Source organism: Pseudomonas sp. Irchel s3f19 (genome assembly GCF_900187555.1).
GTDB classification, from domain to species: domain Bacteria; phylum Pseudomonadota; class Gammaproteobacteria; order Pseudomonadales; family Pseudomonadaceae; genus Aquipseudomonas; species Aquipseudomonas capeferrum.
Genome location: NZ_FYDW01000010.1, coordinates 140,006 through 163,898, shown reverse-complemented (window position 1 = coordinate 163,898; position 23,893 = coordinate 140,006). Strand labels below are relative to the sequence as shown.

Annotated in this window: 18 protein-coding genes and 1 tRNA gene; 16 read left to right on the top strand and 3 right to left on the bottom strand. The window is 58.3% G+C overall.

From position 1 onward, the window contains the following. Positions 1 to 161: 161 nt before the first annotated feature. The 11 genes from CKW22_RS20955 (at position 162) to CKW22_RS20910 (ending at position 12,392) form a co-directional block, all read left to right on the top strand. Entirely contained in the window at positions 162 to 410 is a 249-nt protein-coding gene (locus CKW22_RS20955; protein ID WP_033703195.1) for a hypothetical protein, read from the top strand. Positions 411 to 508: 98 nt separating this feature from the next. Continuing rightward, a tRNA-Thr gene (locus CKW22_RS20950) sits at positions 509 to 584 on the top strand. A 163-nt stretch (positions 585 to 747) separates the two neighbouring features. Beyond that, a complete protein-coding gene (locus CKW22_RS20945) occupies positions 748 to 2,067 on the top strand; it encodes an integrase arm-type DNA-binding domain-containing protein (protein ID WP_095064999.1) in 1,320 nt (439 codons plus the stop codon). Between the two features lie 927 nt (positions 2,068 to 2,994). Beyond that, positions 2,995 to 3,975 carry an integrase domain-containing protein gene (locus CKW22_RS20935; protein WP_095065018.1) on the top strand — a complete coding sequence of 327 codons (981 nt, stop codon included), beginning with the start codon at positions 2,995 to 2,997 and terminating at the stop codon, positions 3,973 to 3,975. Further along, positions 3,972 to 4,247, top strand: coding sequence for a hypothetical protein (locus CKW22_RS27975; RefSeq protein ID WP_095064997.1), 276 nt, complete (start codon positions 3,972 to 3,974; stop codon positions 4,245 to 4,247). The genes CKW22_RS20935 and CKW22_RS27975 overlap by 4 nt, the downstream gene beginning before the upstream one ends. 227 nt (positions 4,248 to 4,474) lie before the next feature. Next, positions 4,475 to 5,821, top strand: a complete 1,347-nt coding sequence (locus tag CKW22_RS20925) for an effector-associated domain EAD1-containing protein (RefSeq protein WP_095064995.1) — start codon at positions 4,475 to 4,477, stop codon at positions 5,819 to 5,821. A 44-nt stretch (positions 5,822 to 5,865) separates the two neighbouring features. Further along, complete coding sequence (locus CKW22_RS20920; protein WP_095064993.1) at positions 5,866 to 7,164, top strand: GTPase-associated system all-helical protein GASH; 1,299 nt, start codon at positions 5,866 to 5,868, stop codon at positions 7,162 to 7,164. 2 nt (positions 7,165 to 7,166) lie between these two features. Then, positions 7,167 to 8,126: a hypothetical protein gene (locus CKW22_RS27355; RefSeq protein ID WP_256577328.1), complete on the top strand. Its 960-nt coding sequence runs from the start codon at positions 7,167 to 7,169 to the stop codon at positions 8,124 to 8,126. Then, positions 8,113 to 8,964: a hypothetical protein gene (locus CKW22_RS20915; protein WP_095064991.1), complete on the top strand. Its 852-nt coding sequence runs from the start codon at positions 8,113 to 8,115 to the stop codon at positions 8,962 to 8,964. The genes CKW22_RS27355 and CKW22_RS20915 overlap by 14 nt, the downstream gene beginning before the upstream one ends. Next, positions 8,964 to 11,408 carry an effector-associated domain EAD1-containing protein gene (locus CKW22_RS27350; protein WP_256577327.1) on the top strand — a complete coding sequence of 815 codons (2,445 nt, stop codon included), beginning with the start codon at positions 8,964 to 8,966 and terminating at the stop codon, positions 11,406 to 11,408. The genes CKW22_RS20915 and CKW22_RS27350 overlap by 1 nt, the downstream gene beginning before the upstream one ends. Positions 11,409 to 12,077: 669 nt before the next feature. Continuing rightward, a complete protein-coding gene (locus tag CKW22_RS20910; RefSeq protein WP_033703201.1) occupies positions 12,078 to 12,392 on the top strand; it encodes a hypothetical protein in 315 nt (104 codons plus the stop codon). A 137-nt stretch (positions 12,393 to 12,529) separates the two neighbouring features. Here the strand turns inward: CKW22_RS20910 and CKW22_RS20905 are convergent, their stop codons facing one another. Beyond that, complete coding sequence (locus tag CKW22_RS20905) at positions 12,530 to 12,982, bottom strand: DUF2442 domain-containing protein (protein WP_033703203.1); 453 nt, start codon at positions 12,980 to 12,982, stop codon at positions 12,530 to 12,532. Between the two features lie 207 nt (positions 12,983 to 13,189). Between CKW22_RS20905 and CKW22_RS20900 the strand changes: the two genes are divergently transcribed. Continuing rightward, a complete protein-coding gene (locus CKW22_RS20900) occupies positions 13,190 to 13,396 on the top strand; it encodes a DUF3079 domain-containing protein (RefSeq protein WP_047582976.1) in 207 nt (68 codons plus the stop codon). A gap of 117 nt (positions 13,397 to 13,513) precedes the next feature. On the opposite strand, the gene CKW22_RS20895 is transcribed toward CKW22_RS20900, so the two are convergent. Beyond that, positions 13,514 to 15,811 (bottom strand): TonB-dependent siderophore receptor, encoded by a 2,298-nt coding sequence (locus CKW22_RS20895; RefSeq protein ID WP_095064989.1) that lies wholly within the window; start codon positions 15,809 to 15,811, stop codon positions 13,514 to 13,516. A gap of 140 nt (positions 15,812 to 15,951) precedes the next feature. Between CKW22_RS20895 and CKW22_RS20890 the strand changes: the two genes are divergently transcribed. From CKW22_RS20890 to CKW22_RS20880, 3 genes are all read left to right on the top strand, one after another. Then, positions 15,952 to 16,671 carry a response regulator gene (locus CKW22_RS20890; protein ID WP_033703206.1) on the top strand — a complete coding sequence of 240 codons (720 nt, stop codon included), beginning with the start codon at positions 15,952 to 15,954 and terminating at the stop codon, positions 16,669 to 16,671. Then, positions 16,664 to 18,040: an ATP-binding protein gene (locus CKW22_RS20885; RefSeq protein ID WP_095064987.1), complete on the top strand. Its 1,377-nt coding sequence runs from the start codon at positions 16,664 to 16,666 to the stop codon at positions 18,038 to 18,040. Before CKW22_RS20890 ends, CKW22_RS20885 begins: the two co-directional genes overlap by 8 nt. A 141-nt stretch (positions 18,041 to 18,181) precedes the next feature. Then, on the top strand, positions 18,182 to 19,843 hold the full coding sequence (locus tag CKW22_RS20880; protein WP_095064985.1) for an FMN-binding glutamate synthase family protein: 1,662 nt from the start codon (positions 18,182 to 18,184) through the stop codon (positions 19,841 to 19,843). Positions 19,844 to 19,985: 142 nt separating this feature from the next. On the opposite strand, the gene CKW22_RS20875 is transcribed toward CKW22_RS20880, so the two are convergent. Next, the gene (locus CKW22_RS20875; protein ID WP_033703209.1) at positions 19,986 to 21,305 is read right to left on the bottom strand and encodes an OprD family porin; all 1,320 of its coding nucleotides are present in this window, start codon (positions 21,303 to 21,305) and stop codon (positions 19,986 to 19,988) included. A gap of 471 nt (positions 21,306 to 21,776) precedes the next feature. Here CKW22_RS20875 and CKW22_RS20870 point away from each other — a divergent pair, with 471 nt between their 5' ends. Next, positions 21,777 to 23,864: a TonB-dependent siderophore receptor gene (locus CKW22_RS20870; RefSeq protein WP_033703210.1), complete on the top strand. Its 2,088-nt coding sequence runs from the start codon at positions 21,777 to 21,779 to the stop codon at positions 23,862 to 23,864. Positions 23,865 to 23,893 lie beyond the last annotated feature (29 nt).

The following is a 23,893-nucleotide window of genomic DNA, read 5'->3' as shown; positions in this document are numbered from 1 at the left end:
AAGACGGTCGATCAGCGCCCGCAAAGCTCGCACTGCACACCTCCCCACGGTGTATCATTCACCCCCAAATCATTAAAAAGAGACGTCGCGCGCTGCCCGCCAGCCCCGCGACCTTCTGGCGTTGCGCCAGAACCGACAATGGACTAACGGACTTCCTCATCGTGACCCAAGCCAAACCCCTAGCCCTGTTGACCTTCGCCATGGCCCTGACCGCCTGCGCCAGCGACACCCCAAGCCACCCTTCCAGCCACCTGGGCTGGGACACCCCCGGCATGCAACTGGGTGGCGACAGAGGCCTGCCCCTGCGCGTCGAGAGCCCTTGCCGCAAGCGCGGCTGCGACAACGACAAGCTGTTCTTCAACCCCGGCAAAACCGAACCAAGCGTCAACACGATCCACCGCGGCTGGTAAGAAAAATCTCCTTTTAAGCCGGTGACTTAGGTCATTTGCAAACAATCGCAAGGAAGTGGTTTACAGGCGCCAAACGATCGTTATAATGACGCCCCATTGCCGGTATAGCTCAGATGGTAGAGCAACTGACTTGTAATCAGTAGGTCCCGGGTTCGATTCCTGGTGCCGGCACCATTCAAGGTTCCATAGAAAGCTTTGAAAATCTCTGGAACCCCCGAAAAACCCGCCTTCTGGCGGGTTTTTTCGTTTTGGCGTTCCGTCGGATTCCGGGGGTAGCCAGCGCTAATAAGGGTAGTTTTAAGGATAGAGGTCCGTTTCGATATCGGAGACTACCCTTATGGCCCGCACCACTGCCCCGCTTACAGATACCGCCTGTCGCACAGCAAAGCCCAGAGAGCGCGAGTACAAGCTCTTCGACGGCGACGGTCTTTACCTGCTTGTGCAACCCAACGGCCGCAAAGGCTGGCGGCTCAGGTACGTTAAACCCGATGGCCGCGAAGGCCTGACCGCCCTCGGCAGCTACCCGGTGGTCGGGCTCGGCGACGCACGCCGCAAGCGCTTCGAGATCAAGCAGCAGCTCGCCAACGGCATAGATCCTATCCAGTACAAGCAACAAAACAAGACCCAGGCCGTGATCAACGGGCGGACCTTCGAAAGCGTTGCGCTCGACTGGCATGCGAGCATGGTGCCGAAATGGGCACCCGGCCACGCCAAGACAGTGCTCAGCCGCTTGAAAACTCACGTATTCCCTTTGATCGGTGCCAGAGCAATCGTTGAGTTGGACACCCACGACCTCATGCAGCCACTGGAAGCCGTGACGAAGCGCGGCACCATCGACGTGGCGCTCAGGATCAAGAACTACCTGCAAAGCATCATGCGCGAAGCCAAACGGCTGCGGCTGATCACAGCGAACCCAGCTCACGACCTCGATGGCTCGATCAAGACACCACGGGTAACTCACAGACCCGCACTACCCTTATCGCGACTGCCAGAGCTACTGGCATGCATCGAGGACTACAGAGGCCGCCCGCTCACGCGCCTCACGGTGATGCTGTCGTTGCATGTATTCGTACGCTCCAGCGAACTGCGCTTCGCCCGCTGGAACGAGTTCGACCTCAAGCGCGGCATCTGGGAGATCCCCGACACCCGCCCGGCGCTGGACGGCGTGCCGTTTTCCACAAGGGGTACGAAGATGGCCGGGGACATTCACGTTGTACCCTTATCGCCGCAAGCAGTGGCCTTGCTTGAGCAGATCCACGCGATCACCGGCAAGTTCGAGCTGGTGTTCGCGGGGGATGCCAAGCCGTGGAAACCGATGTCCGAGAACACGGTGAATGCCGCGCTCAGAACGATGGGCTACGACACTAAGGTGGATATCTGCGGCCACGGGTTCCGAGCCATGGCGTGCAGTGCACTGGTCGAGTCCGGGCTGTGGTCAGAGATAGCGATCGAGCGCCAGATGAGCCACAAGGAACGCAACAACGTGCGCGCCGCCTATACCCACAAGGCCGAGTTCCTCGAAGAGCGCCGGATGATCATGACCTGGTGGAGTCGGTTTCTAGAGGCAAACCGCGAGGACCATGTGACGCCGCATGAGTTTGCCAAGCAGACGGGCGAGAACGTCACGCGGCTTCGCAGTGCCAAAAGGACCGAGTAACCCGCCGCATCACCACCTCAACTCGTAGTGAAGTTACCCACAGCACCGCATGAAGCTCCTCCGCGCGGGTCCTTTCAAACGGGGCTGCAAAGCCGCCCCGTTTGAAAGGACCATACCTAAGAAAAAAACTGCTGGCACAGAGTGCGTCTGTGGAAAACCACTGATGTCCACCGGGGGATAGTTTTATCCACAGGCGCTAAATCCCTGAAATCGCTTTGCTTGACGAATATTGTCCACAGGCGTAGACCGGGAGTTGCAGGCGCTGTCGATGACAGCACCCCAGGTGACCCGAACCTTAAAGGTCACGCCGCTCCCGCGGTGGTTCTCCCCAAGGACGATTCGCATCCGGCAGCTCGCCCGGTCACTACCCATGTGATGGATGCTCTTACACATATAGCGCTCGTGCGCCAGATACACCGTACCTCGCTGCCCTGCAGCAACCTATCCGCTTGGCCGAATATTGCGCCAACCTGTGCCCGTCTCTTTCTGTGGAAAGAGACGGGCACTTCTACCACTGCTGCAGCCCTGATAGCACATGGCTTTGCGGCAATCCTCCTCGTGACAATCGGCGTGACAAACGCCGATGTCACCAGCAACAGCCATGTAGATGATGGTGCCGCAGACCACGGAATGGACTGCACCTGACTGACAGTTAGGCATGCCCCGGTCATCGCATTGCTGCTTGCACCTGGCTCAGGATCTTCAGGCACTGGTCTCGTCAGCCAATGCTGCCTCCACCCGCCCACCGGTAACGGTGCTCAGGAGGCCAGATCATGAGATGCCCTTGCTCTTGGTCGTAAAGAGCCGCCAGTCCGCGTTAGAGGACATCCCCACAGGTCGCAGGGGCCTTGATCCCTGATAACACTCAACATTCTTGGCGGGATGACGTGGGGCGAGGATCGGAAAGCGAACGATGAGGTGACCGACATGGCATTGGTAGGTAGACGCGATGGTCGTAATTTCGGCTATGGCAGGCAATTGAGCTACGCAGGACCGCAGGCGCTGAAAGACATGTTTGGCGGTGGCCATTACGGCACGGTCAAGGCGCACAGTGATCGATGGTTGGCATTCGTGAGGTGGTGCCGTTCCGAACAGGGGCCCGGCATCAATGATGCGCGGCAAATTGATGGGAAGGTATTGGCGGACTATGCGGCGTATCTGCGCGACATGGTTAATCGCGGTGACCTCGCCGTCAGTACCGCGCAAAACCGGCTATCCAGCGTTAACAGGACCATGGCGGCGCTTCGCGGTGATCAGTGCATGAAGGTGCCAAGTCCGAGCAAGGCGTTGGGTATGCAGCGCACCGGGGTCCGACAGTCTGTGCCACAAGGCCAGGACCGCAAGCAGGTTACGCAGATCGTCGATGCACTTTGCCGCCAACATCAGCAACGCGCCGCCGCGATCGTTCTGCTAGCGCGAGCCACAGGAATGCGTTTGCGTGAGGCCATCCTAGCTGACCTACCACGGCTAAGCCGTGAGGCTAATAAGCTAGGCAAAATTAACATTCAGGATGGTACCAAAGGCGGCCGCGCCGGCGCCTCAGCCGCCCGCTGGATTACGGTGGACGATCATGTCCGAAGTGCACTTAAGTTTGCACGGCAGGCGTCGCCTTCCGGTAGCCGCAACCTGATTGCGCCAGGCGAAAGCTACCTGAACTTTTTGCAGAAAATCGTCCGCCCTGCGCGGGAAATCCTGCATACACACGACCTCAAAGGTTTCCATGAGCTACGAGCGGCATACGCTTGTGAGCGCTATGAGCAAATTACCCAACACCGTGCGCGTATCAATGGCGGGCACTTTTGCCAAGTAGATATAAACCTTGATCGTGAGGCCCGGAAGCAGATCAGCTATGAACTGGGGCACGCTCGGGATGATGTGGTCGCTGCCTACATCGGAGGTCGTAGATGAATAGGCCATTCGATATGGAACTGTTCTTGGCTGGCGTGCTGAGCGGTTCGCACACAACCCGACAACGTCATTTGCGCCAAGCGAAGATCGTTCAGGCTGAAATCGCAAAGCACTGGCTGCGAGAAAATCCTTGGACATGGAAAAGGAAGCATCTGACGTGGTTTCTCGAGTATCGCTTAAGCGAACGCAGTGAGGTTACGCGGTATTACTACGTGCTGACGCTCCGGCTACTCGCTCAACGGCTAGAAGCGCCATGGACGTTCAGTCTCTGAGCGGGATCTAATGATGAGAATCGCGACCGAAAGCACTCAGCCATCAGCGGCCAGCGGCCAGCTCGCTTTTCTACAGAACACGAGGCAAACCAACCTGAACGCGTTGCGTCACTCGTATCGAAATGCCATTACAGTGGCGTAGTATATGGTTTCGCCGGGTGAGAATGTCTCCTGAAACGACAAGTCCGCCCCCTTGCGCACAAATCTAGAATGAGCACCCACATCGTATGTCGCCTTCTCTAATGCCTCAGCCTGGCCTAGCCGACGTCCTAATTCTCTGCGCCTTGCAAGATGAGTATCAGGCCCTTCTATCCGTAACGACGGGAATTACGGGTCAAGGTTGGCAAGAACGAAAAACCAGCAGCGGCTGGCAGATTGCGGAAGCACAGTTCCTTTCCGACAATGGGTCTCCTGTGCTAGTGGTTGCGTCATTTTGCGCATTCATGGGTAAAGAGCAGGCGTCTGCGACATTGGCCCACCTCTGGGGCGAAGTACCTGCTCGTTGCATTGCCATGTCGGGAATTTGTGCGGGACGTCGTGGCAAAGTTGCTCTCGGGGACGTGCTCATTGCCGATCGCCTCTACTCTTACGACGCCGGTAAACTGATCGTCGTCGACGGCGTATCACATTTTCAGGGCGATCCGATCCAGGTTGGGCCTGGCCCTCATTGGGTCCAACGCATGCAGATCGTCGCGAGGGCTGCCCCTGGAAGCTGGATCAAAGAGCGCCCACAGTTAACTCTCGAAACTCAAGAAGATTGGGTTCTGCTGTGCGGGTTAAAGGGTATGCATCCGCAAGCCCATCCGGACTTTTGGCTGGAGTGTCCTGATTGGACGTTGGTTTTAGAGCGACTGCAGAAACGAGGGCTAATAGACGATAAGGGTTTAATCACGGCTGCTGGTAACGATCGTGCAGGCGAATTGCACCTCCAATTTAATGGTCGGCCGCGCCTAGCATCACCCTTCCAAGTACACGTCGCCCCCATCGCAACCGGCTCAGCGGTTGTCGAAGATGACAAGATTTTCTCGCGCCTTGGTGAGTCAATGCGCAAAGTGCTCGGACTCGACATGGAAGCGAGTGCGTTAGGTGCGGCTGGAGAGTTTATCCGCGTGCCGGTTATTGTCGCGAAGGGTGTGTCCGATTTTGGTGACCAGCACAAAGACGACCGCTATCGTACTTTTGCCGCTCGCGCCTCAGCTGAGTATCTCGTGTTACTGATGCGGCACTCGGTTGACCTGCTGCATGGCACCTCCAACGTACCAACCCGCGAATCCACCGAGGATAAGGCTAAATCGCTGTCTTCGCCAGCGAATGGCGGTTTCCCCAGGGATCTTATTGATTTTCTCTCGGAATCCTACCCAAGCCACGATGACGCCAGAGCTATCTGGGTGCGAGCAGGAGGCAAAGTTGGCCAAGTGCCCATCATGAATCGCTCGTTCGACACTTGGCAGCGTATGTGGACACTCACTCAACAAGGCTCGTCGGTCAGCTCAGTAAGTTTGCTGTCTGAAGTCAAACATGACTTCCCTAACAACCCGATCCTGAACCGATACCTCTCGCAAATCGGTTGTTAAACGAACCTGGCTAATAGCTAAAACCAACAGCTAAGGAGAGCCCAATGGCAAATGTGCTTCAAGAACTCTTGGCAGCAGGGTTGATTGACAAGCTCGAAGGTAATGACGAGCGTTTTAAGAAAATGACTCAAGCGGTTGAAGGCGTGGCCAAGGCATTGAGCGCGACTCCTGCGTTGCTTATTCCTGCCATCCTGACCGCTTTGGATAGCGATACCGCGACGGACGATCCGCTAATTGAAATGGCTGAAAGCGCACTACTAGCGGAGTGGGAAACCCTGCAGTCAGTCCACACCGATAAACCGATTCACATCTACCGTGCCATATTACTGGCAGCGTGTGCAGCGGTGGCACAAGAACGCAACGCTGCAATTCTTTGGCTTACTGCCAGCGACACGCTGCGATTTTCGCATCTTGGGCGCGAGAAGTCGGTGGTCGTTAAGCTAATTTCCCTGTTTGCCGAAACTACTGAGCAGCAGGATATTTCGCTTCTAGCGCCTTTGAAAAAGACTGCTCTGAAGCCTGCAGATTCGATTAAACTGGATTTGAAAGAGGTCACCATCGACAAAGTCGATCGTACGGCTCTCTTCGGCGAAATTGGTGCGGCAAGTGCTAAGCATAATGCACAAAATAACCTCTTCGTTAACGGCAAGACACATAACCGTTACATGCCAAACCAAAATCAGCATTGGGCGGAAGATTTCGCCAACTTGATGAAAGATGTGCTCGGCGAGCGATTTGATAATCTCGGAGACTCTTACGCAGCTGAACTAAACGGAATTAACGAGGCGCTAGAGAAAGCCTTAAAAAAACAGGCGCAAGAAGTTCAGAAATCCCTTGCGGTTGCCCAATCTACATCCACACGAGAGCAGGTACGGTTGGATGCGCTATGGTGGTATGAGTCAATGTACTCCGCCTCGGCCAAAATGAGCTACCGCGAAATGGATCCTTTGGCTGCCGCCATCCTAATGCCGCTAGATCTGATTTCAATAATGCCCACTGTAACTCCGACAAGCGTGGCATATCTGCTTTCGGAAGCGGTTGCTCGACTGCCCAATGCAGGGTTTGAGACCGGTTTATCATTGCAAAATGTTCTTGAGCGGACCTCCTCACTACGCGCAGTAATTCCACGCAGTATGATGGACAGCTTTAATCTGCCAACGAGGACGGGGCGTCTGTCGTTGAGAGATATCCTTCGGTTAGCGTTGGAAGATCCTGCCCCCTCTGCAGTCGGCTTACTAAAGCGCGCGCGTATAGCGGAGGACGCAACCATTAGCCTACCGCATCTTGCACGGGCACTACTCCGCCAAGAGCAGGCCGTACGCTTGACGGAGTCGATTAAGTGACGATGCGACGCTGCACCAATCCCAATTGCAATGTGCATGATGGCGAGACGTGCGTCCTTGGTGAACTTGTTCCCGAGTCATGTACTGAATGGAATTCGACGCTGAAGGAGTCGAATTCCACTACTGAAGCCGTTTCCCACCCAATAGAAACGCGTGTCCCATGGTCCGGAAGTGCGCTTGGCCTGTCTGATTTGCTGCTACTGCTACCACGCAGTAAACACATTCTGGTAGGTGTTCTAGGAGCCCATAACGGTGGAAAGACCACCTTGCTCGCGGCTAATTACTTGCTGATGCTGCAAGGGCGCGCGATGGCGGACGCTATGTTTTCCGGCTCCCGCACCTTACACGCTTGGGAATCACTCGCCTCCTGGATGCGGTTCGACGATTCGGCAAGGCCACCGACCTTCCCACCGCATACCCCTCGTGCAAGTAATCGGGTTCCCGGTTTGCTGCACATTGCGTTGCGGAGGGAGGGCGGCGATTTTCGGGATGTATTGCTTGCCGACGCTCCCGGTGAGTGGTTTTCGAGTTGGGCGGTGAGCGAAAGTGCACCACAGGCGGAAGGTGCTCGCTGGCTTTCTATGCATTCGGACGCATTTATCGTTGTCGCTGATTGCCAGAGGTTGAGTGGCCAAGAACGCGGTCTTGCCAGAAAGGAACTGCTGCAGCTTCTTGACCGATTAGCCAATCATATCGCAGATCGGCCACTAACACTTCTTTGGACTAAAAGCGAGTACGATGTACCAGTAGGTATTAAAAAAGCAATCAGTGAGGCGCTGAAGAACAGCTTCCCTAGAGCAACTGAGCACGCAGTTTCAATCAAAACGCCTGAGAGCTTTGCGACCCCAATTGATGCCACTGTAAGAGCGGCTTGGCGTTTGGCTGCGGCAGGCGAAATTCTGATCGAGACTCAGACAGACGATCCTTTTCTTTCGTTTAGGGGGCACCATGCACACGCCTGAAATTGTCTTGCTGGGACTACCGAGCAGCGGCAAGACGCATTTTGCTGGGCAATTGTATGGACGCCTGCGGCGTACTACGGGGAATCTCCTGTTGCGCCAGGATAAGGGCACCCCGCCTGACCTAACCCCGCTCGACAACGTGCTAAACAGCCTCGCATCGGGACACGCCGCCGAGCATACCCAAGTGCAAACGTGGGCTGAAATCACCTTGCCCATCGTAGACAACGATGGCAACTGCTTCGATCTTCGCTGGCCTGATTACGGTGGAGAGCAATTGACGAACGCTTTTCAGCAACGCGCGATATCTGAGTTATGGCGCGAGCGGTTGCAATGCGCGGGTGGTTGGATTGTGTTAATTCGACTCAAAACAGAGACGACCTATCCCGAAGTTCTTACACGACTTCGAGATGGTCCCCCCGAGGGTAATGTAAACACTGCGCGCGTGTCGCAGTGGGACGCTAATGCCCGTTGGGTCGAAATGCTTCAGATCTTTCTACACGTGGCAGGGCATGGAGTCGTTGATCGACTCAATAAACCAAAACTGGCCGTAATGCTGTCGTGCTACGATGAATTGAAGACCTCAAATAAGCCCCCAGCTGCAGTTCTTGCCGAGCGTCTCCCCCTCGTGTCCTCATTCATTAAAAGCAACTGGAATTCAGACAAAATCAGCGTCTGGGGGCTCTCTGCTCTTGGCGGGGAACTCGATAAAGACAGCTGTGATGAGCATTTCATTGATGAAGGCCCGGAAACACTGGGGTGGATTGTTGATCCTGCTGGCAATCGAAGCAGCGATCTCACCCTTCCACTCGCCTGGGTTTTGAAAGAAATGGATATCTAATGTCCCCTACAGAAACCGCCTACCCTATTCGCGCGACCTACGGAGAGACTAACCAGACGCATGGGCTACTCACGTGCAGCGGTGACTTGAGTCTACTGCCACCGATTTTGTTGGATCTCACCGACAAGCCGCCAGGTTACACATCGTCAGGGGAAGCGTGGGGGCCTTCGGTTGGCTGCGGGCCAATTGGCCAATGGTGGGCGCTGTGGTGGACCGAGCCAGACCCATCGGCCTTGCGAGCTGGTATGGTGATGAGCCAAGTAGCGCTATGGCCGTTAGAAGAAATTAGCGAAGTCCACGACCTAGGCAGAGAGCTTGAAGTGCTGAGCGGTGGCAAGGCCATTTCACTACCGCCACCTTCCGTCGTTGCTCTTGTGGCCGAAGCTCTTATTGCGGACGCTGCGTCGGCTCCCGTCTTTGGAAATCTGCACCTCTGGCCTGGGCTTCTGACGATGCTTTGGGAGCGATTATGGCCGGAAGCGCGTCGGGCATTCTCTGCTCGAGTTGCGATTAGCCCTTCTCAAGGTGGAGAGTCCGTTGCGCCTCCTTGGTTGTACGGCGTCGACTCCGGGCGCTTGCTTGAGTGGACCAATAGCAAAGTCATCACCTCCGCGGTGTCTGAAACAGCCAACCCCTCTCGTGCAGCACGCTGGCTGATGGGTCAGGAGGATACGGTTCTCAAGGAACTATTCGAGTCTGGTACGAATCTTGGCTCAACTCTGAGCACCCTGAGGCGAATCGCACGCGCAGCCGACCATCTAGAGACATTACGGAAGGCGCCGGATGCCACTACCGCCATATATCTGCTCCGATCTCTGCTGAACTTATCTTCTAATCGTGAAGAGCTGAAAGATTTCAAGCAAGAAGCTATTTCAGTCCTTGCTGCTACTACTCCTGATGCTTCACCAGACGTCATTGTATCCTTGGCAAACATCCCGTGTGAGCAATTGCTGGACGGAGAAAGGCTAGCCGAGATAGTAGCATCATGGATCGCGAACGTTTTACCACAAACGTCAGTTCCAAATGCGGATAAATTTCTATCACGTCTTGAAGCTGGAACGGCACAGGAATGGTGGCTTTCTGCAGTTCGTCCCGAGATCGTAAATGGACTGCGCTCCAATAGTGGACATTGGAATGTTTTTTTACTCAATTGGCTGTCAGAAAAGCTGCATGCGCGTTTTATTGTATCGTTAGGCATCATAACCGATGCAACAGAGCGGCAGTTACTGACTATCTTGCCATCCTCAGTATTGTCGGCGGCTCAGTTTTCGAAGCTTCGACAAAATGCTATCTCCTTAGGATGGTCTGGCATGCATGCGATCGCAACATTGCGAGAGACTAATGCTCTTGAGGCTCTACAAAGCCAGCTAGCATTTCGACCAGACCCATTACTTGGCCTATCAATTATGGTCGACCAAATCTACGGTGAGGAATTGGTAGAAGCAACCATTATCATTGCCAACCCAAAGCTGACCTCCTTGGTAGCAACTCGCACGTCAAAAGATCCCGATCTATTGACGAATTTAGACCTTGGAGTGCCAGCCTGGAGTGAACTATGGGCATTTCATGTTACGCTCGGCGGAAATCCCTGGCCAACGTCAGTAGATATATATTTACAGGCAAAAAAATATCTTTCTTCGGTTGAGACAAGAAATTATCGCCCTGGTATTATTGCGCAATTAGCTGAAGATTTTGCACCTATTGCAATTGACCTTGAGAATCGCAAAAATCTCTGGGACCGTTTAGACTCGACCGACGCTCGTGCACTAGCGACTGTCGTCGCACGACTGTTACTACAGCGCTCCCACACTGCATATGACTTACCAAACCCAGAGCCTTATTTGCTGAGCCACGTTATTTTGCAAGTGCCAAATAGCAGTCTAAGCTCTGCTCAAGCAAATTACCTGCTTCGCTGGGACAGCTCCATCACAGAATCAAAAGCAATCAATCTGGTCCGCAGTATACGGGACTGGTCAAAGGATTCTAAAATGCTAGGCGAAATAGTACAGGAAAGGCAATGGAAACTTATTGCCAGAGAACTCGCCTCCGAATATCGGCATAGGAAAAAAGATGTACTTCCCGCACTTCATGCCTGTTATGCACTCTTAGGTTTCTTCGACAAAATTTCAATCCCGAGACCTTCTGACATAGGATCAATAGAGATCGAGAGAAATGAAATAATTGCCAGTATCGCGGAAGTTGGCAGTGAAATAGCCCATGACCGCTTGGAGGATCTGTGGGTTCGTGCAGGAGGACGCGCGGCTTCTCTGCCCACCTCGGTAAACTCGGCAGATCGTTGGTTTCGTGCGTCAAACCAAGCGGCTTCCGGCAGCTTACCGGAAGGACTTAAGGCGCTTGTCCGTGTCTTACTTGACGACTTCCCAAACAATGAAAAGCTAAAACTATTAAACCAGCTATTGATCAACAAAAGTTTTAAGCACTAACGAACTGCTAACCTAGAAACCGCCAATGGACATTAGCCTATAACCGTGTACGTCTGCTTTGGCCGATAAAGGTGCATCGTGAGCGCGGCTTGGCACCACCTCCTGCAACTCACCATTTTGGGGAGGAAGGCAACTATCCAATTTGGATGCGCCAGCACTGCCACTCATCGAAGAAACTGCGCCTCGCCTGGACTTCCTCAACCCCACGCAATGTTCATAAAGTACCAAAGGATAGTTTTAGAGATAGATTAACTCAACCACACAGATTAAAATCATATATATTATATAGTTACGATTTTATTCGACTCCTGGTGCCGCACCATTCAAGGTTCCATAGAAAGCCTTCAAAATCTCTGGAACACCCGAAAAACCCGCCTTCTGGCGGGTTTTTTCGTTTTGGCGTTCCGTCGGATTCCTTCAAAAACTGGTGGGTTCCAACCGTTTCAGTTTGGGGATCAAGGTCACTTCGAAGAAAGGGAGTACCTTATGTCGCACCTGAGAGCCGCCTCAAAACCTACGAGGTCCCGCGCGGCACTGTCGATATGACCTCATGCAGCCCTTGGAATCGATCAAGCAGCGTGGAACGATAGACGCTGCTTTAGGGTTAGAGCTTCCCGCATAGCATCACGCACGAGACAAAACGCCTTGGCACAGACATGAAAAATTGACATGGATATCTCAACTGTACAAAGCATCAAGCTCGCGATTGTGGCGGCAACCGGACTGTCAAAAGACGCGCTGCATATCTATTTTGGCATGGCGGTCTATTTGACGATGATCGTTGGCACCCAACGATTCAGGCCATACTTTGGTTGGCTGGTTGTTTTACTCATTGCGTGTGCTGGCGAGTGGGTAGATCGGCGAGACGATATTGGCAGCTTCGGATACTGGCGCTGGCAGGCCAGCGCTCATGACGTTCTCAACACATTATTTTGGCCGACGGTGCTAACACTGCTTTGGCTTTTCAAGTGCCGCAGTAAATAAAGCGTACATCCGTAAGAATCTCGCAATCCGCTCTGGAGTTTAATTTTCGATCCAGACCCTCACCGCAAGGTGGGCCTTTGTTTGTGTGTTCGCTACCCCGCCGCGCAATTACCCCAGGGCGGAGCAAGCATGACCTATCAGGCTGCCTTCTGCTCCAACGTCTCCCAGCCCAAACAAGCCAACGCCAGTGTGCGTGGTACCGCTTCACGACCGCTACTGTAACGGCTGATACTGCGCGCACTGACGCCCAGTGCTTCGGCAGCCTGGTCGAGCGTCATCCGATGCCGCAGCCGCCAGCGAATGAATATCCGGGTGTTCTCATCCGGGGCGTTTTGGGCAAGCGCGTCCAGCAGTAGGGTGTCGGCACCGATCTGAATATCCAGCGCCGGCCATTCCACGGACCAGCCTCCATCCCCTAACGTTACGTCTTCGAACGCTTTGCGCTTAGCCAGTGGCGCCAAGCCCGGATACGCTTTAAGCGCGTCGCTCATATCCAGGGTAAACCGCTGCCCATTGGTAAAAGTCAGCTCAAGGCTAGCGCCCGACCGAGGCTGAACCGCCCGCAGGCGGGGACGTTTCATCGATGCCATTTCATCCACTCCTTCTTGTGTCAGATAGAGCCCCTATCACCTCCAGTCAGTGATACTGCTCGGACCGACTTTCGCGATCACATGCCGATCGCAGAAACGATAAGTTGAAACCTTACCGCAGACGCAGCCCGCCTTGATTTCAATCAAGGCTGAAAGCGCTGGAAGGCATAGCTTGGGCTCAGCACCCCACTTGCGAGAATGGACGCTATGGCCAAGAAATTCCCCACCAACCCCAGCCACCCTGAACGCATCTGCTGGGGGTGCGACCTGTATTGCCCCGCCAAAGCGCTGGCCTGCGGCAATGGAGCCGATCGCACTATGCATCCGGTGGAGTTGTTCGGGGAGGACTGGGACCGTATGGAGGACCGGTTGGACAAGCCGGTTCGCGAGGTTCAGCAGGCGCAATCCAACTGACCGCAGGGGGCCGCTTTGCGGCCCATCGCAGGCAAGCCAGCTCCTACACAAAACGCGCAACACCACAGGCACAGCGCTGGCCTGCGATGGGCTGCGCAGCAGCCCCAGGTGCCTCCGTCAGAACGCCGTACTCACCATCAACGACAGGTTCCGCGGATCACCATAAATCGCCCCCGCGTAGAACCCGTAGCGGGTGTAGTAGTGCTTGTCGAACAGGTTATTGGCATTGAGGCTGACACTCGTATCGTCAGTCAGCTGGTACTTGGCCATGGCATTCCAGATCGCATACCCCGACCAGTTGACGTCGGTAGCGCCCGTACTCACGCCATTGCTCGGCTGCCCAGCCGGGCTGGATACCGCGCGAATGTTGCTCTGCGCGGTCACCCCTGCGCCAAGGGTCAAGCGGTCCAGCGGGCCAGACAGCCGATACGTGGTCGAAGCCTTGAACAGGTGCGACGGGTCGCTGCGGCCATCACTGTCGATACGGCGGAAGTGCAGGTACGTGTAGCCCGCGTAAACGTTCCAGTTCGGGGTCAGTGCACCGGCGATTTCCAGGTCGATGCCGTCGGTTTCCTGGCCAGAGCCGGCTTTGTAGGCGTCGTTACCGGTCGGTGTGGTCAGGTCGCCGTCCAGCACGGCCTTGTTTTCCTGCTTGGTACGGAAGTACGCCGCCGAGGCATTCAGGCGGCCATCGAACCATTCGCCCTTGATGCCGGTTTCGTAGCTTTGCCCGCGAATCGGCTCGACCTTGCTGCCGCTGCTGGTCTCGGCGGTCTGCGGGGTGAAGATGTCGGTGTAGCTGGCATACAGCGAGTAGGTGTCGTTGAGGTCGTACACCGCGCCCAGGTAGGGGGTGACGATGCCGTTTTCTTCCTGGCTGGTGCGCACGCCGGCATTGCTGCGGGTGATTGCGGAGTAGTTGCTGGTGCGCACGCCGACGATCACCGACAGCGGGTCGGTGATGCTCAGGCGAGTAGCTGCATACATACCCTGCAAGCGGGTGGTGGTCTTGCTGTGGCGGCCGGTGCGCGAGGCGATCATGTCGTAGTCGTCATCCACGCCATTGCGCCAGTCGGTCAGCGGGAAACCGTTGTTGGCGCGGAACTGGCAACCCAGCGCCGCAGCACTGACGCGGCCGTCGCTGACCATGTTGCAGGTGTATTCCGGTGACCAGGCCACGGTGCGGCTGTCGTTGTAACCGACCATCGCCTGATGGGTACGGCCGAACAGCTGGAAGGGGCCGGACAGGTCGATCTGCGCCGACTGCTGGGTGGTGTCGCTGGCGCTGTGCAGGCCGTTGAGCACGGCGCCGCTGCCGTCCTGGTCCCAGTAGCCGCCGAAGGTGCCGCGGCCCGCCGAGTTGACCTTGGCCAGCCCGCGGTGGTTGAGGGCCTCGGCGGTGCTTTGGGCGGCCTTCAGGTCCAGCGTCCAGTCGTTGTCGAAGCGATGCTCGAGCGAGCCGAACGCCGTGCGGGTGGTGTACTCGCCAAAGCTCCAGCTGGGCACCACGTTGGTGCTGCGCGGCAGGTCGGTCTTGCTGCCGTCGCGGTACCAGATCGGGATGTTCGCACCCCAGCCGCCGCCGACGACCTTGTTGTATTCGTACTGGTAACCGGCACCCAGGGTGGTGGCGTCGTCGAGGTCGAATTCGAAGTTGGCCAGCGCAGCGCGGGCGCGCTCGGACTGGTTGTCGCGGAACGAGTTGGCGTCCTGCTGGGTCATTACAAACCGCGAACGCAGGCGGCCGTCCTCGGACAATGGCAGGTTCAGGTCGGCGCCCAGGCGGCGTTTGTCCCAGCTGCCGTAGGTCGCGTAGGCACTGCCGCCGAAGGTCTTGGTCGGGGCCTTGCGGATCAGGTTGACGGTGGCCGAGGGGTCGCCGGTGCCGCCCAGCAGGCCGTTGGCGCCACGCACGATGTCGATGCGCTCGTACAGGTCCATGTTCAGCGCGTTACCACCGCCGCTGAAGTCGGAGCCACCCTGAAACTGCAGGCCATCGACCTTCCAGTTGCTGATCGAATAACCTCGCGCCCGGTAGTCGGTGCGCCCGCCGACTTCGGCTTTGCTGGCCGTCACCCCTGGCGTGGTTTCCAGCGCCTGCTCGATGGTGTGGATGGCGCGGTCGTCCATCTGCTGGCGGGTAATGGTGGTTACCGACTGCGGCGTTTGCCGCGGCGTCAGCTTGAGGCCGGTTGAACTGCGGCTGCTCTCGACCGTGTACCCTAGCTGGCCGGCTTCATCGGCAGGCGCCAGCGCGCTGTCCTCGATCTGCGTGGCATCCAGCACCAGTGGCTTGCTGTCGGCAGCCATGGCGCTGCCGCTGATGGCCGCGGCGATGAAGAAGGCGAGCGGGGTGAGGTGACTTGCGCCTCGGCCGATGGAAGAGAAGTCGTTCATGATACTCCGAGGTTTCATTTGGGAAGGTTTCGTATTCGCAGATGATTTTTTGTTACGATTCTAGGGATCCGCCCTTGGGGCTCCAGCCCCGGCTTGTACGGGGATGTAATTGAACGTAACGAGCGCCTCCGGCCCTCACCGAACAGGTGTGTTTAGCAATGAGTACAACGCTGCTGGTTGTCGACGATGACGACGAAATCCGCGAACTTCTCTGTGATTACCTGACAGATGCCGGTTACACCGTACTGGCCGCCGCTGATGGCGAGCAGATGCGTGAGCAACTGGCTGCGCACAAAGTGGAGCTGGTGGTGCTGGACCTGATGCTGCCCGGCGAGGATGGCTTGAGCCTGTGCCGCCAGCTGCAAGCCACCCCTGGCCTGGCGGTGATCATGTTGTCTGCCAAAGGCAGCACGCTGGACCGCATCATTGGCCTTGAAGTGGGCGCGGACGACTACCTGGCCAAGCCCTTCGAGCCACGCGAGCTGATTGCCCGGATCAAGGCCGTGCTGCGTCGCCCCCAGCGCCTCGATACACCGGTGGCAAAACCGGCTGTCGAAGCGCAGCAATTTGCCGGTTTTCGCCTCGACCACGTGAAGCGCCTGCTCACCCGCCCGGACGGCGAGACACTGCCCCTGCCCCGCTCCGATTACCGCGTGCTGCGTGAGCTGCTTGAAGCCAACAACCGTGTGGTGTCGCGCGATCATCTGACCCGCAGTGCGTTCGGCCGTGACCACCTGCCCGATGACCGCTCGGTAGACATGTGCGTCAGCCGCCTGCGCCAGCAACTGCGCCGCGCGCCGGGCGCCGTCGCGCAGATCCTCACCATCCGCAACGAAGGCTACCTGCTGAGCCTCGCCCGCAGCGAGGCGGATGCCTGAGGTGCGCTGGCTCCGCCGGCTGTGGCCGCGCACGCTGTTTGGCCAACTGCTGCTGATCATGGTCAGCGGCACGCTGGTAATCCAACTGATGTCGAGCAGCATCTGGTTCGATGTGCGTTTCGCGCAGGTGCTCGAAGCCCCGGTGCGGCTGATCGCCGCCCGCAGCGCGCCCCTGATTGCCAAGGCCGACTGCCATGCCGACGCAGTGCAGGCGCCAGCCCATTATCAGCTGCGCTGTGCCGAAGCCTTGCCCGCGCAAGAAGGGGACGAACGCAGGGGGCGCAAACGCATCGAATTGCTGCTGCACCAGGCCCTCAAGTACGAACTTGGCCATGCTGTAGACGTGCGCCTGATGAAGGTGCAACTGACTGACGAACTGGGCCAGCCGATTGTCTGGCGCAGCCTGTTCGGCTTGCGCACGGCCCAGGCGCATATTCAGTTTGCCGTGCCGCTGGCCGATGGGCATTGGCTGACCATCGATGGCCAGGAGCTGCAGGGCTGGAGTGGCGAGTCTGCCTGGGCGTTGATCAGCGACTACCTGCTGCGGGTGTATGCCCTGCGTATCGTCGCCGTGCTGCTGGTGTGCCTGCTGGCGGTGCGCCTGTGCCTGCGCCCGCTGCAGCGCCTGGCGGACGCAGCGCGAGGGCTGGGCAGCAACCTGGAGCAGCCGCCCTTGGCGCTGGATGGGCCGCAGGAAGTGCGCCAGGCGGCGCAGGCTTTCAATGCGATGCAGCAACGGTTGATTGCGATGGTCAACGACAAGGCCTACTTCCTCGCCGCCGTTTCCCACGATTTGCGTACCCCGTTGACCCGCATGCGCCTGCGCCTGGAGCGCCTGCCAGACGATGAGCAGCGCGAACGGCTGCGGCAGAACATCACGCAGATGGACGACATGATCGGCCAGGTACTCGACTACCTGCGCGCCGGCGAGCAGCAGAACCTGCAACAGGTGGACCTGGACCAGCTGGTGGCGCGCCAGTGCGCAGACTTGGCCACCGCCAGTGAGCCGCTTCCCGTTGAGGGCCAGGCTGGCACCGTGCGGGTCGATGCCCTGCTGCTGCAGCGGTGCCTGCAGAACCTGCTGGTCAATGCCTTGCGCTATGGCAAAGACGTTTCGGTCACGCTAGAGCGCGCGGCCACGGGGGTTTTTATCCACATCGATGACTGCGGGCCGGGGATTGCACCCGGCTTGATGGCGACGGTTACCGACCCGTTCGTGCGGGGGGAAGGGTCGCGCAATCAGGCGTCTGGCGGGTATGGCTTGGGGTTGAGCATCGCCCAGCGCATCGCGGCCAGTCATGGCGGCGAGTTGCTGCTGTACAACCGCGACGGCGGCGGCTTGCGGGCCAGTGTGCAGTTGCCCGAATAACCTGCCATCACGGCCTTGCGTCGCGAAAGGGTCGCGCAGGGCAAACCTGCGATCAGGTAACAGTCTTTTACCGATTCACCAGGTTTTCCGCAGCCTGCCTTTGCCTATCCTAGGCCCGGTCATCCTGCCTGCGATGGACCCATGAAACATTCACTGCCCAGCCGCTACGCCTGCCTCGTCACCTGCCTGCTGTTCACCTTCGCCAGCCTGCCGCTACTGCCCCAACAGGCCTGGCTCTGGCCGTTCACCGTGCTCACCGCCCTGCTCAGCCTGGTCGGCCTCAATGACCTGCGCCAGAGCCACCATGCGGTGCGGCGCAACTACCCGATCCTGGGCAACATCCGCTACCTGATCGAAACCATCCGCCCGGAAATCCGCCAATACCTGATCGAAGGCGACGACGACAAGCTGCCGTTCTCCCGCTCCCAGCGCTCGCTGGTGTACGCCCGGGCCAAGAATGAAAGCGCCGAAAAAGCCTTTGGCACACTCAACGATGCCTACAAGCCGGGCTTCGAATTCATCAGCCATTCGATGCTGCCGGTGGCCACCCCCGACCCTGCTTCGTTCCGCATCGCCATCGGCGGGCGGCAATGCCGGCTGCCCTACTCGGCCTCGATTTTCAACATCTCGGCCATGAGCTTCGGCGCCCTCAGCGCCAACGCCATCGCTGCCCTCAACCAGGGCGCACGCCTGGGCCGCTTTGCCCATGACACCGGTGAAGGCAGCATCAGCCCTTACCACCGCGAACATGGTGGCGACCTGATCTGGGAGATCGGCAGCGGTTACTTTGGCTGCCGTACCGAAGAGGGCCGTTTCGACCCGCAACGCTTCGCCGAGCAAGCCCGCTCGGCGCAAGTGAAGATGATCGAGATCAAGCTCAGCCAGGGCGCCAAACCCGGCCACGGCGGCATCCTGCCAGGGCACAAGGTGAGCCCGGAAATCGCCGCGACCCGGGGCGTGCGCGAAGGCCAGGACTGCATTTCCCCGGCTGCGCACAGCGCCTTCCGCACGCCGGTCGAATTGCTCAAGTTCGTTGCCAGCCTGCGCGAACTGTCGGGCGGCAAGCCAGTGGGCTTCAAGTTCTGCCTGGGGCACCCGTGGGAGTTCATGGGCATTGCCAAAGCCATGCTGGCCACCGGCATCACCCCCGACTTCATCGTCGTCGACGGCAAGGAAGGCGGCACCGGCGCGGCACCACGCGAGTTCAGCGACAACATGGGCGTGCCCATGCGCGAAGGGCTGATGTTCGTGCACAACACCTTGGTCGGCCTGAACCTGCGTTCGAGCATCCGCATTGGCGCAGCGGGCAAGATCGTCAGCGCCTTCGATATCGCCAGCGTGCTGGCCATTGGTGCCGACTGGGTGAATTCGGCGCGCGGCTTCATGTTCGCCATCGGCTGCATCCAGTCGCAAAGCTGCCACACCAACAAGTGCCCGACCGGGGTTGCCACGCAAGACCCGTTACGCCAGCGCGCATTGGTGGTACCGGACAAGGCCCAACGCGTGGCCAGCTTTCATCGCAACACGCTGCACACCTTGGCCGAGATGCTGGCGGCCGCAGGGCTGGAGCACCCAAGCGAACTCAAGCCCAAGCACCTGGCACGGCGTGTCAGCGCCAGTGAAATCGGCTTGTTCTCGGATTTGCATACGTTTCTCAAGCCTGGCGAATTGCTCAGTGGCTCGATTGAAAGCGAGTTTTATGCGCGGATGTGGCGAATGGCGCGTAGCGACAGCTTTGCACCGGAGACGGGGGAAGTTGAAAAAGCAGCAGGGGTACGACGTAGACAGGCGGAGCCGGCTTGAAGGCTGGGGGCGCTTTGCGCCCCTTTCGCGGCACAAGGCCGCTCCCACAGGGGTTGCGCCGGCCTTGAAGGTTTAGAGCCAGCCAGTGTGGGAGCGGCCTTGCGCCGCGATAGGGCTGCAAAGCAGCCCCAGCGGGATCAGATCAGAAGATGCTGATCGGGTACTCGACGAATACGCGGACTTCGTTGCCGTCGTCGTTGTAGCCGTTCTGCTGTACCGCATTGTTGGTACGCACGAACGAGCTACGCAGCTTGATCGACAGGTCCTTGGCCGGGCCGTCCTGAACCACGTAACGGATCTGGTTGAAGATCTCGCGCTCTTTACCTTCACCGAAACCTTGCGGGTTGGCGACGTTGCGGGTGTTGATGTTGTCACCCACCACGTAGGCCAGCTTGTAGGTCAGGCCCGGAACGCCATAGGCGCCAAAGTCCAGGCCGTAGCCCAGCTGCCAGGAGCGCTCGTCTTCGGCGTTGAAGTCGGACCAGTACGAGTTGGCCAGGTAGATGGTCGAACCACCGTCACCCACGCCACCGGCGTTTTGGTAGAAGCCGTAGTTGTAGCCGGTGCTGCCGGTGCTGCGCTGATGCGCGAGGGTGAACGAGTGGGCACCGTACGCGTAAGTGGCAGCCAGGCTCCAGATGGTGTTGGAGTCGCCGTTCAGGCCAGCGGCCTGGACGTACTGCTTGTCGATGTCCGACTTGTAGCCGTTGAAGTCCAGGGTCAGCGACTGGTCGCTGGCGATCGGGAAGACGTAGTTCAAGCCCAGGTAGTGCTTCTTCATCACGTCTTCGTTGTCTGCGGTGTACAGCGAAGCGGTGAAGTTGTCGGTGAACTTGTAGCTACCGCCGAAGACGTTGATCGACTTCAGGCCACCACCGTCACGACGCTCGGCGCTCTTGCGCGCTTCCTGGGTGAAGCGACCGGCGTTCAGCTCCAGGCCCTCGATCTCTTTCGAGGTCAGCAGGGTGCCGGTGAAGCTTTCTGGCAGCAGACGTGCATCGTCGTACTGCAGCACAGGCAGTGCCGGCATCTGGTCACCGTACTTCAGCACGGTGTTGGAGATGCGGAATTTCACGGCAGCGCCGCCACGGGCAAGGTTATGCGGCGAGCTGGCGTTGCCCTCGGCATTGGTGGTTTCGTGCGGTTTGAAGAAGTCGACGCCGCCACCACCGTTGTGGCCCTTGCCGCCGTCCAGACGCACGGCATACAGGCCGAATGCGTCGACGCCGACACCGACGGTGCCCTGGGTGAAACCGGAGGAGAAGTTGGCGATGACGCCTTGGCCCCATTCGATCTGGTCATCGGTACCGTGCTTCTTGTCACGGTTGATGTAGGCGTTGCGCAGCAGCACATTAGCGTGGCTGTCTTCGATGAAGCCCTTGCTGTCGGCCTGCTCATTGGCCTGTGCCTGGGTCGCGGCGATCATCGCCAAGGCGACCAGGCTGATCCTGGTTTTCAACATGTTATTTTCCTTATTTCTTAATCAAAAACGCTCTGCAATATGACGCCAGGAACCAACGCCCCTTCGTAGGTTCGACGCTATGCGGATCCAAACTGGAAGGCTTTGCCGGCAATCGCACGGTGGCCTTTAACAGCAGCATGGCCATGTCATGGCCAGCAGGCGTTGGCCGAATCCTAGCGGTGTGCGATTACAAATGTCAAAAAATCGTGAAATGCAGGTTGATATAACCAAAATAACCGGCAGGTCTGGTGCATTTCCATGCCTGTTCGCGCTATCGGTGGGCAATTTTTCTCTTGTCAGGTAAGTCAGCTGACGTTGTGGGAGCAATCTTGGGCTGGGGGATTATACAAAGTACCTAGTTACAAAGTGATACATATGTAAAGACAACCCTTTACAAATACCCAAGCAACAGTAAATAGCAAGCATTACCATTCGCACCTTCTTTTCACCTGCCTCGGTCCGGATGTGTCCATGCTTGTACCCTGCCGCCTTTCCCCCCTGTCGCTGGGCCTGTCGCTGCTGTTCAGCGCCAGCCTCGCCAACGCCGCCACCACTACCCTGCCGGAACTGTCGGTCACCGCCGAAAGCGAGCGTGAACAGGACAACCCGCGGGTCAAGGAGGTGAGTACCGCGACGCGCACCTCAACGCCGGTGCGCTATGTACCCCAGGCCATCGACACGGTGAAAACCGCCAACGTGCTGGATTACGGCAGCAACACCTTGGGCAAGGCACTCGAGGGTATCCCCAACGTCAGCAGCGGCGCCGACACCCGTTTCGACAGCGTGCGCATCCGCGGCTTCGATGCCAGCAACGACTTCTATCTGGACGGTGTTCGCGATGACAGCCAGTACATTCGCGACCTCAACAACATCGAGCGTGTCGAAGTGCTCAAAGGGCCGGCCGCAGTGCTGTACGGCCGTGGCAGCCAGGGTGGCATCGTCAACCGCGTCAGCAAGGCGCCCGAGCACGGCCGCCGTTCGAGCATCGAGGCGCAAGGCGGCAGCCAAGACCTGCGCAGCCTGTACGCCGACCTGAGTGCCGACCCCAGCGACACCATCAGCCTGCGCCTGAACCTGGGCAACGAGGACAGCAACAGCTTCCGCGATGGCATCGATGGCAGCCGCCAACTGTTCGCGCCCTCGATGAGCTGGCAACTGACGCCGGACCTGAACTGGCTGGTGCAATACGAATACAGCCGCTACAACCGCACGCCCGACCGCGGCATCCCTGGCGTCAACGGCCGCCCGGCAGACGTAAGCCGCAGCACCACCTATGGCGATACCCAGCGCGACTACATCGACGACCGCGCCCAGTCGCTGCGCTCGCGGTTGAACTACCAGCTAAACGAAGCCTGGCAACTGCGCCACACCCTTGGCCTGTTCAAGCTCGACAGCGAGTTCGACAACACCTACGCCACGGGCTACAACGCCAGCAACAACACCGTCACCCGCCAGCGCTGGCAGCAAGACCTGAACACCCGCAACCTGTTCAACAACCTGGAAGCCGAGGGCGACTTCAACACCCTGGGGCTGGAGCACAAACTGCTGGTGGGCCTGGAGTTCGGCAGCCAACGGCGTGACCCGACCCTGTACACCGCCCCGACGGGTACGGTGCCGAGCCTGGACGTGGGTAACCCCAACCGTAACCTGCAGCACAATGGGCCGCTGCTGGTGTCGAGCAACAACCACACCGTAGTCGAAAGCCGTGGCCTGTACCTTCAGGACCAGGTCCGCCTGAACGATCAATGGCAAATCCTCGCGGGCGTGCGCTTCGACCAGTTCGAGGTGGAAACCACCAACAAGATCAAGGGCATTTCCGAGCCGCAGGACAGCAACACCACCAGCCCGCGCCTGGGTGTGGTGTATACGCCGTGGCGTGATCACTCGTTCTATGCGTCGTGGAGCAAGACCTTCTCGCCCGTGGGCGGTGGCCTGATCGGCATCACCCCGGGCGCGCCGGGCAACACCAACGACACCGGGCCAGAGATGACCCGGCAGAAGGAAATCGGGGTCAAGAGCGACTGGCTCGACCAACGCCTGACCACCACCCTCGCGGTGTATGAACTGGAGCTGTACAACCGCCGCACGCGTGACGCCAACAACCCGGAAATCATTGTACTCACCGGCTTGCAACGCTCGCGCGGCATCGAGCTGACCGCTACCGGCAACATCGTCGGCAACTGGTACGTGCGCGGGGGCATCGGCCTGCAGGATGCAACCATCGTCAAGGACAACAACAACCAGGAAGGCAACCGCATCAACGACGTGGCCAAGCGCAACGCCAGCCTGTTCGTGACCTGGAAGCCGGAGCTGGGCTGGTACGCCGAGACGGGGCTGACGCTGGTGGGTGACCGTTATGCCGACAACCAGAACACCACGGTAATGCCGGGGTATGGCCGCTGGGATGCGCTCGCCGGCTACCGCACGCACGATTGGGATGTGCGCGCGGCGTTGAACAACATTGCCGACAAGACCTACTACAGCTCGGCGACCAGCGCCGCGCAGATTCAACCGGGTGACCCGCGCAGCCTGGTGGTGACGAGCACTTACCGCTTCTGATGTTTACTGCCTGCACCGGTGTCAGGGCC

What these genes read in the sequence shown, in the direction of transcription:
- CKW22_RS20885 (WP_095064987.1), top strand. Translation starts at nt 16,664, where the DNA reads ATGCCTGAGGTGCGCTGGCTCCGCCGGCTGTGGCCGCGCACGCTGTTT.
- CKW22_RS20895 (WP_095064989.1), bottom strand. Translation starts at nt 15,811, where the DNA reads ATGAAACCTCGGAGTATCATGAACGACTTCTCTTCCATCGGCCGAGGC.
- CKW22_RS20945 (WP_095064999.1), top strand. Translation starts at nt 748, where the DNA reads ATGGCCCGCACCACTGCCCCGCTTACAGATACCGCCTGTCGCACAGCA.
- CKW22_RS20870 (WP_033703210.1), top strand. Translation starts at nt 21,777, where the DNA reads ATGCTTGTACCCTGCCGCCTTTCCCCCCTGTCGCTGGGCCTGTCGCTG.
- CKW22_RS27355 (WP_256577328.1), top strand. Translation starts at nt 7,167, where the DNA reads ATGCGACGCTGCACCAATCCCAATTGCAATGTGCATGATGGCGAGACG.
- CKW22_RS20935 (WP_095065018.1), top strand. Translation starts at nt 2,995, where the DNA reads ATGGCATTGGTAGGTAGACGCGATGGTCGTAATTTCGGCTATGGCAGG.
- CKW22_RS20880 (WP_095064985.1), top strand. Translation starts at nt 18,182, where the DNA reads ATGAAACATTCACTGCCCAGCCGCTACGCCTGCCTCGTCACCTGCCTG.
- CKW22_RS20910 (WP_033703201.1), top strand. Translation starts at nt 12,078, where the DNA reads ATGGATATCTCAACTGTACAAAGCATCAAGCTCGCGATTGTGGCGGCA.
- CKW22_RS20925 (WP_095064995.1), top strand. Translation starts at nt 4,475, where the DNA reads ATGTCGCCTTCTCTAATGCCTCAGCCTGGCCTAGCCGACGTCCTAATT.
- CKW22_RS27975 (WP_095064997.1), top strand. Translation starts at nt 3,972, where the DNA reads ATGAATAGGCCATTCGATATGGAACTGTTCTTGGCTGGCGTGCTGAGC.
- CKW22_RS20920 (WP_095064993.1), top strand. Translation starts at nt 5,866, where the DNA reads ATGGCAAATGTGCTTCAAGAACTCTTGGCAGCAGGGTTGATTGACAAG.
- CKW22_RS20890 (WP_033703206.1), top strand. Translation starts at nt 15,952, where the DNA reads ATGAGTACAACGCTGCTGGTTGTCGACGATGACGACGAAATCCGCGAA.
- CKW22_RS20915 (WP_095064991.1), top strand. Translation starts at nt 8,113, where the DNA reads ATGCACACGCCTGAAATTGTCTTGCTGGGACTACCGAGCAGCGGCAAG.
- CKW22_RS20905 (WP_033703203.1), bottom strand. Translation starts at nt 12,982, where the DNA reads ATGGCATCGATGAAACGTCCCCGCCTGCGGGCGGTTCAGCCTCGGTCG.
- CKW22_RS20875 (WP_033703209.1), bottom strand. Translation starts at nt 21,305, where the DNA reads ATGTTGAAAACCAGGATCAGCCTGGTCGCCTTGGCGATGATCGCCGCG.
- CKW22_RS27350 (WP_256577327.1), top strand. Translation starts at nt 8,964, where the DNA reads ATGTCCCCTACAGAAACCGCCTACCCTATTCGCGCGACCTACGGAGAG.
- CKW22_RS20900 (WP_047582976.1), top strand. Translation starts at nt 13,190, where the DNA reads ATGGCCAAGAAATTCCCCACCAACCCCAGCCACCCTGAACGCATCTGC.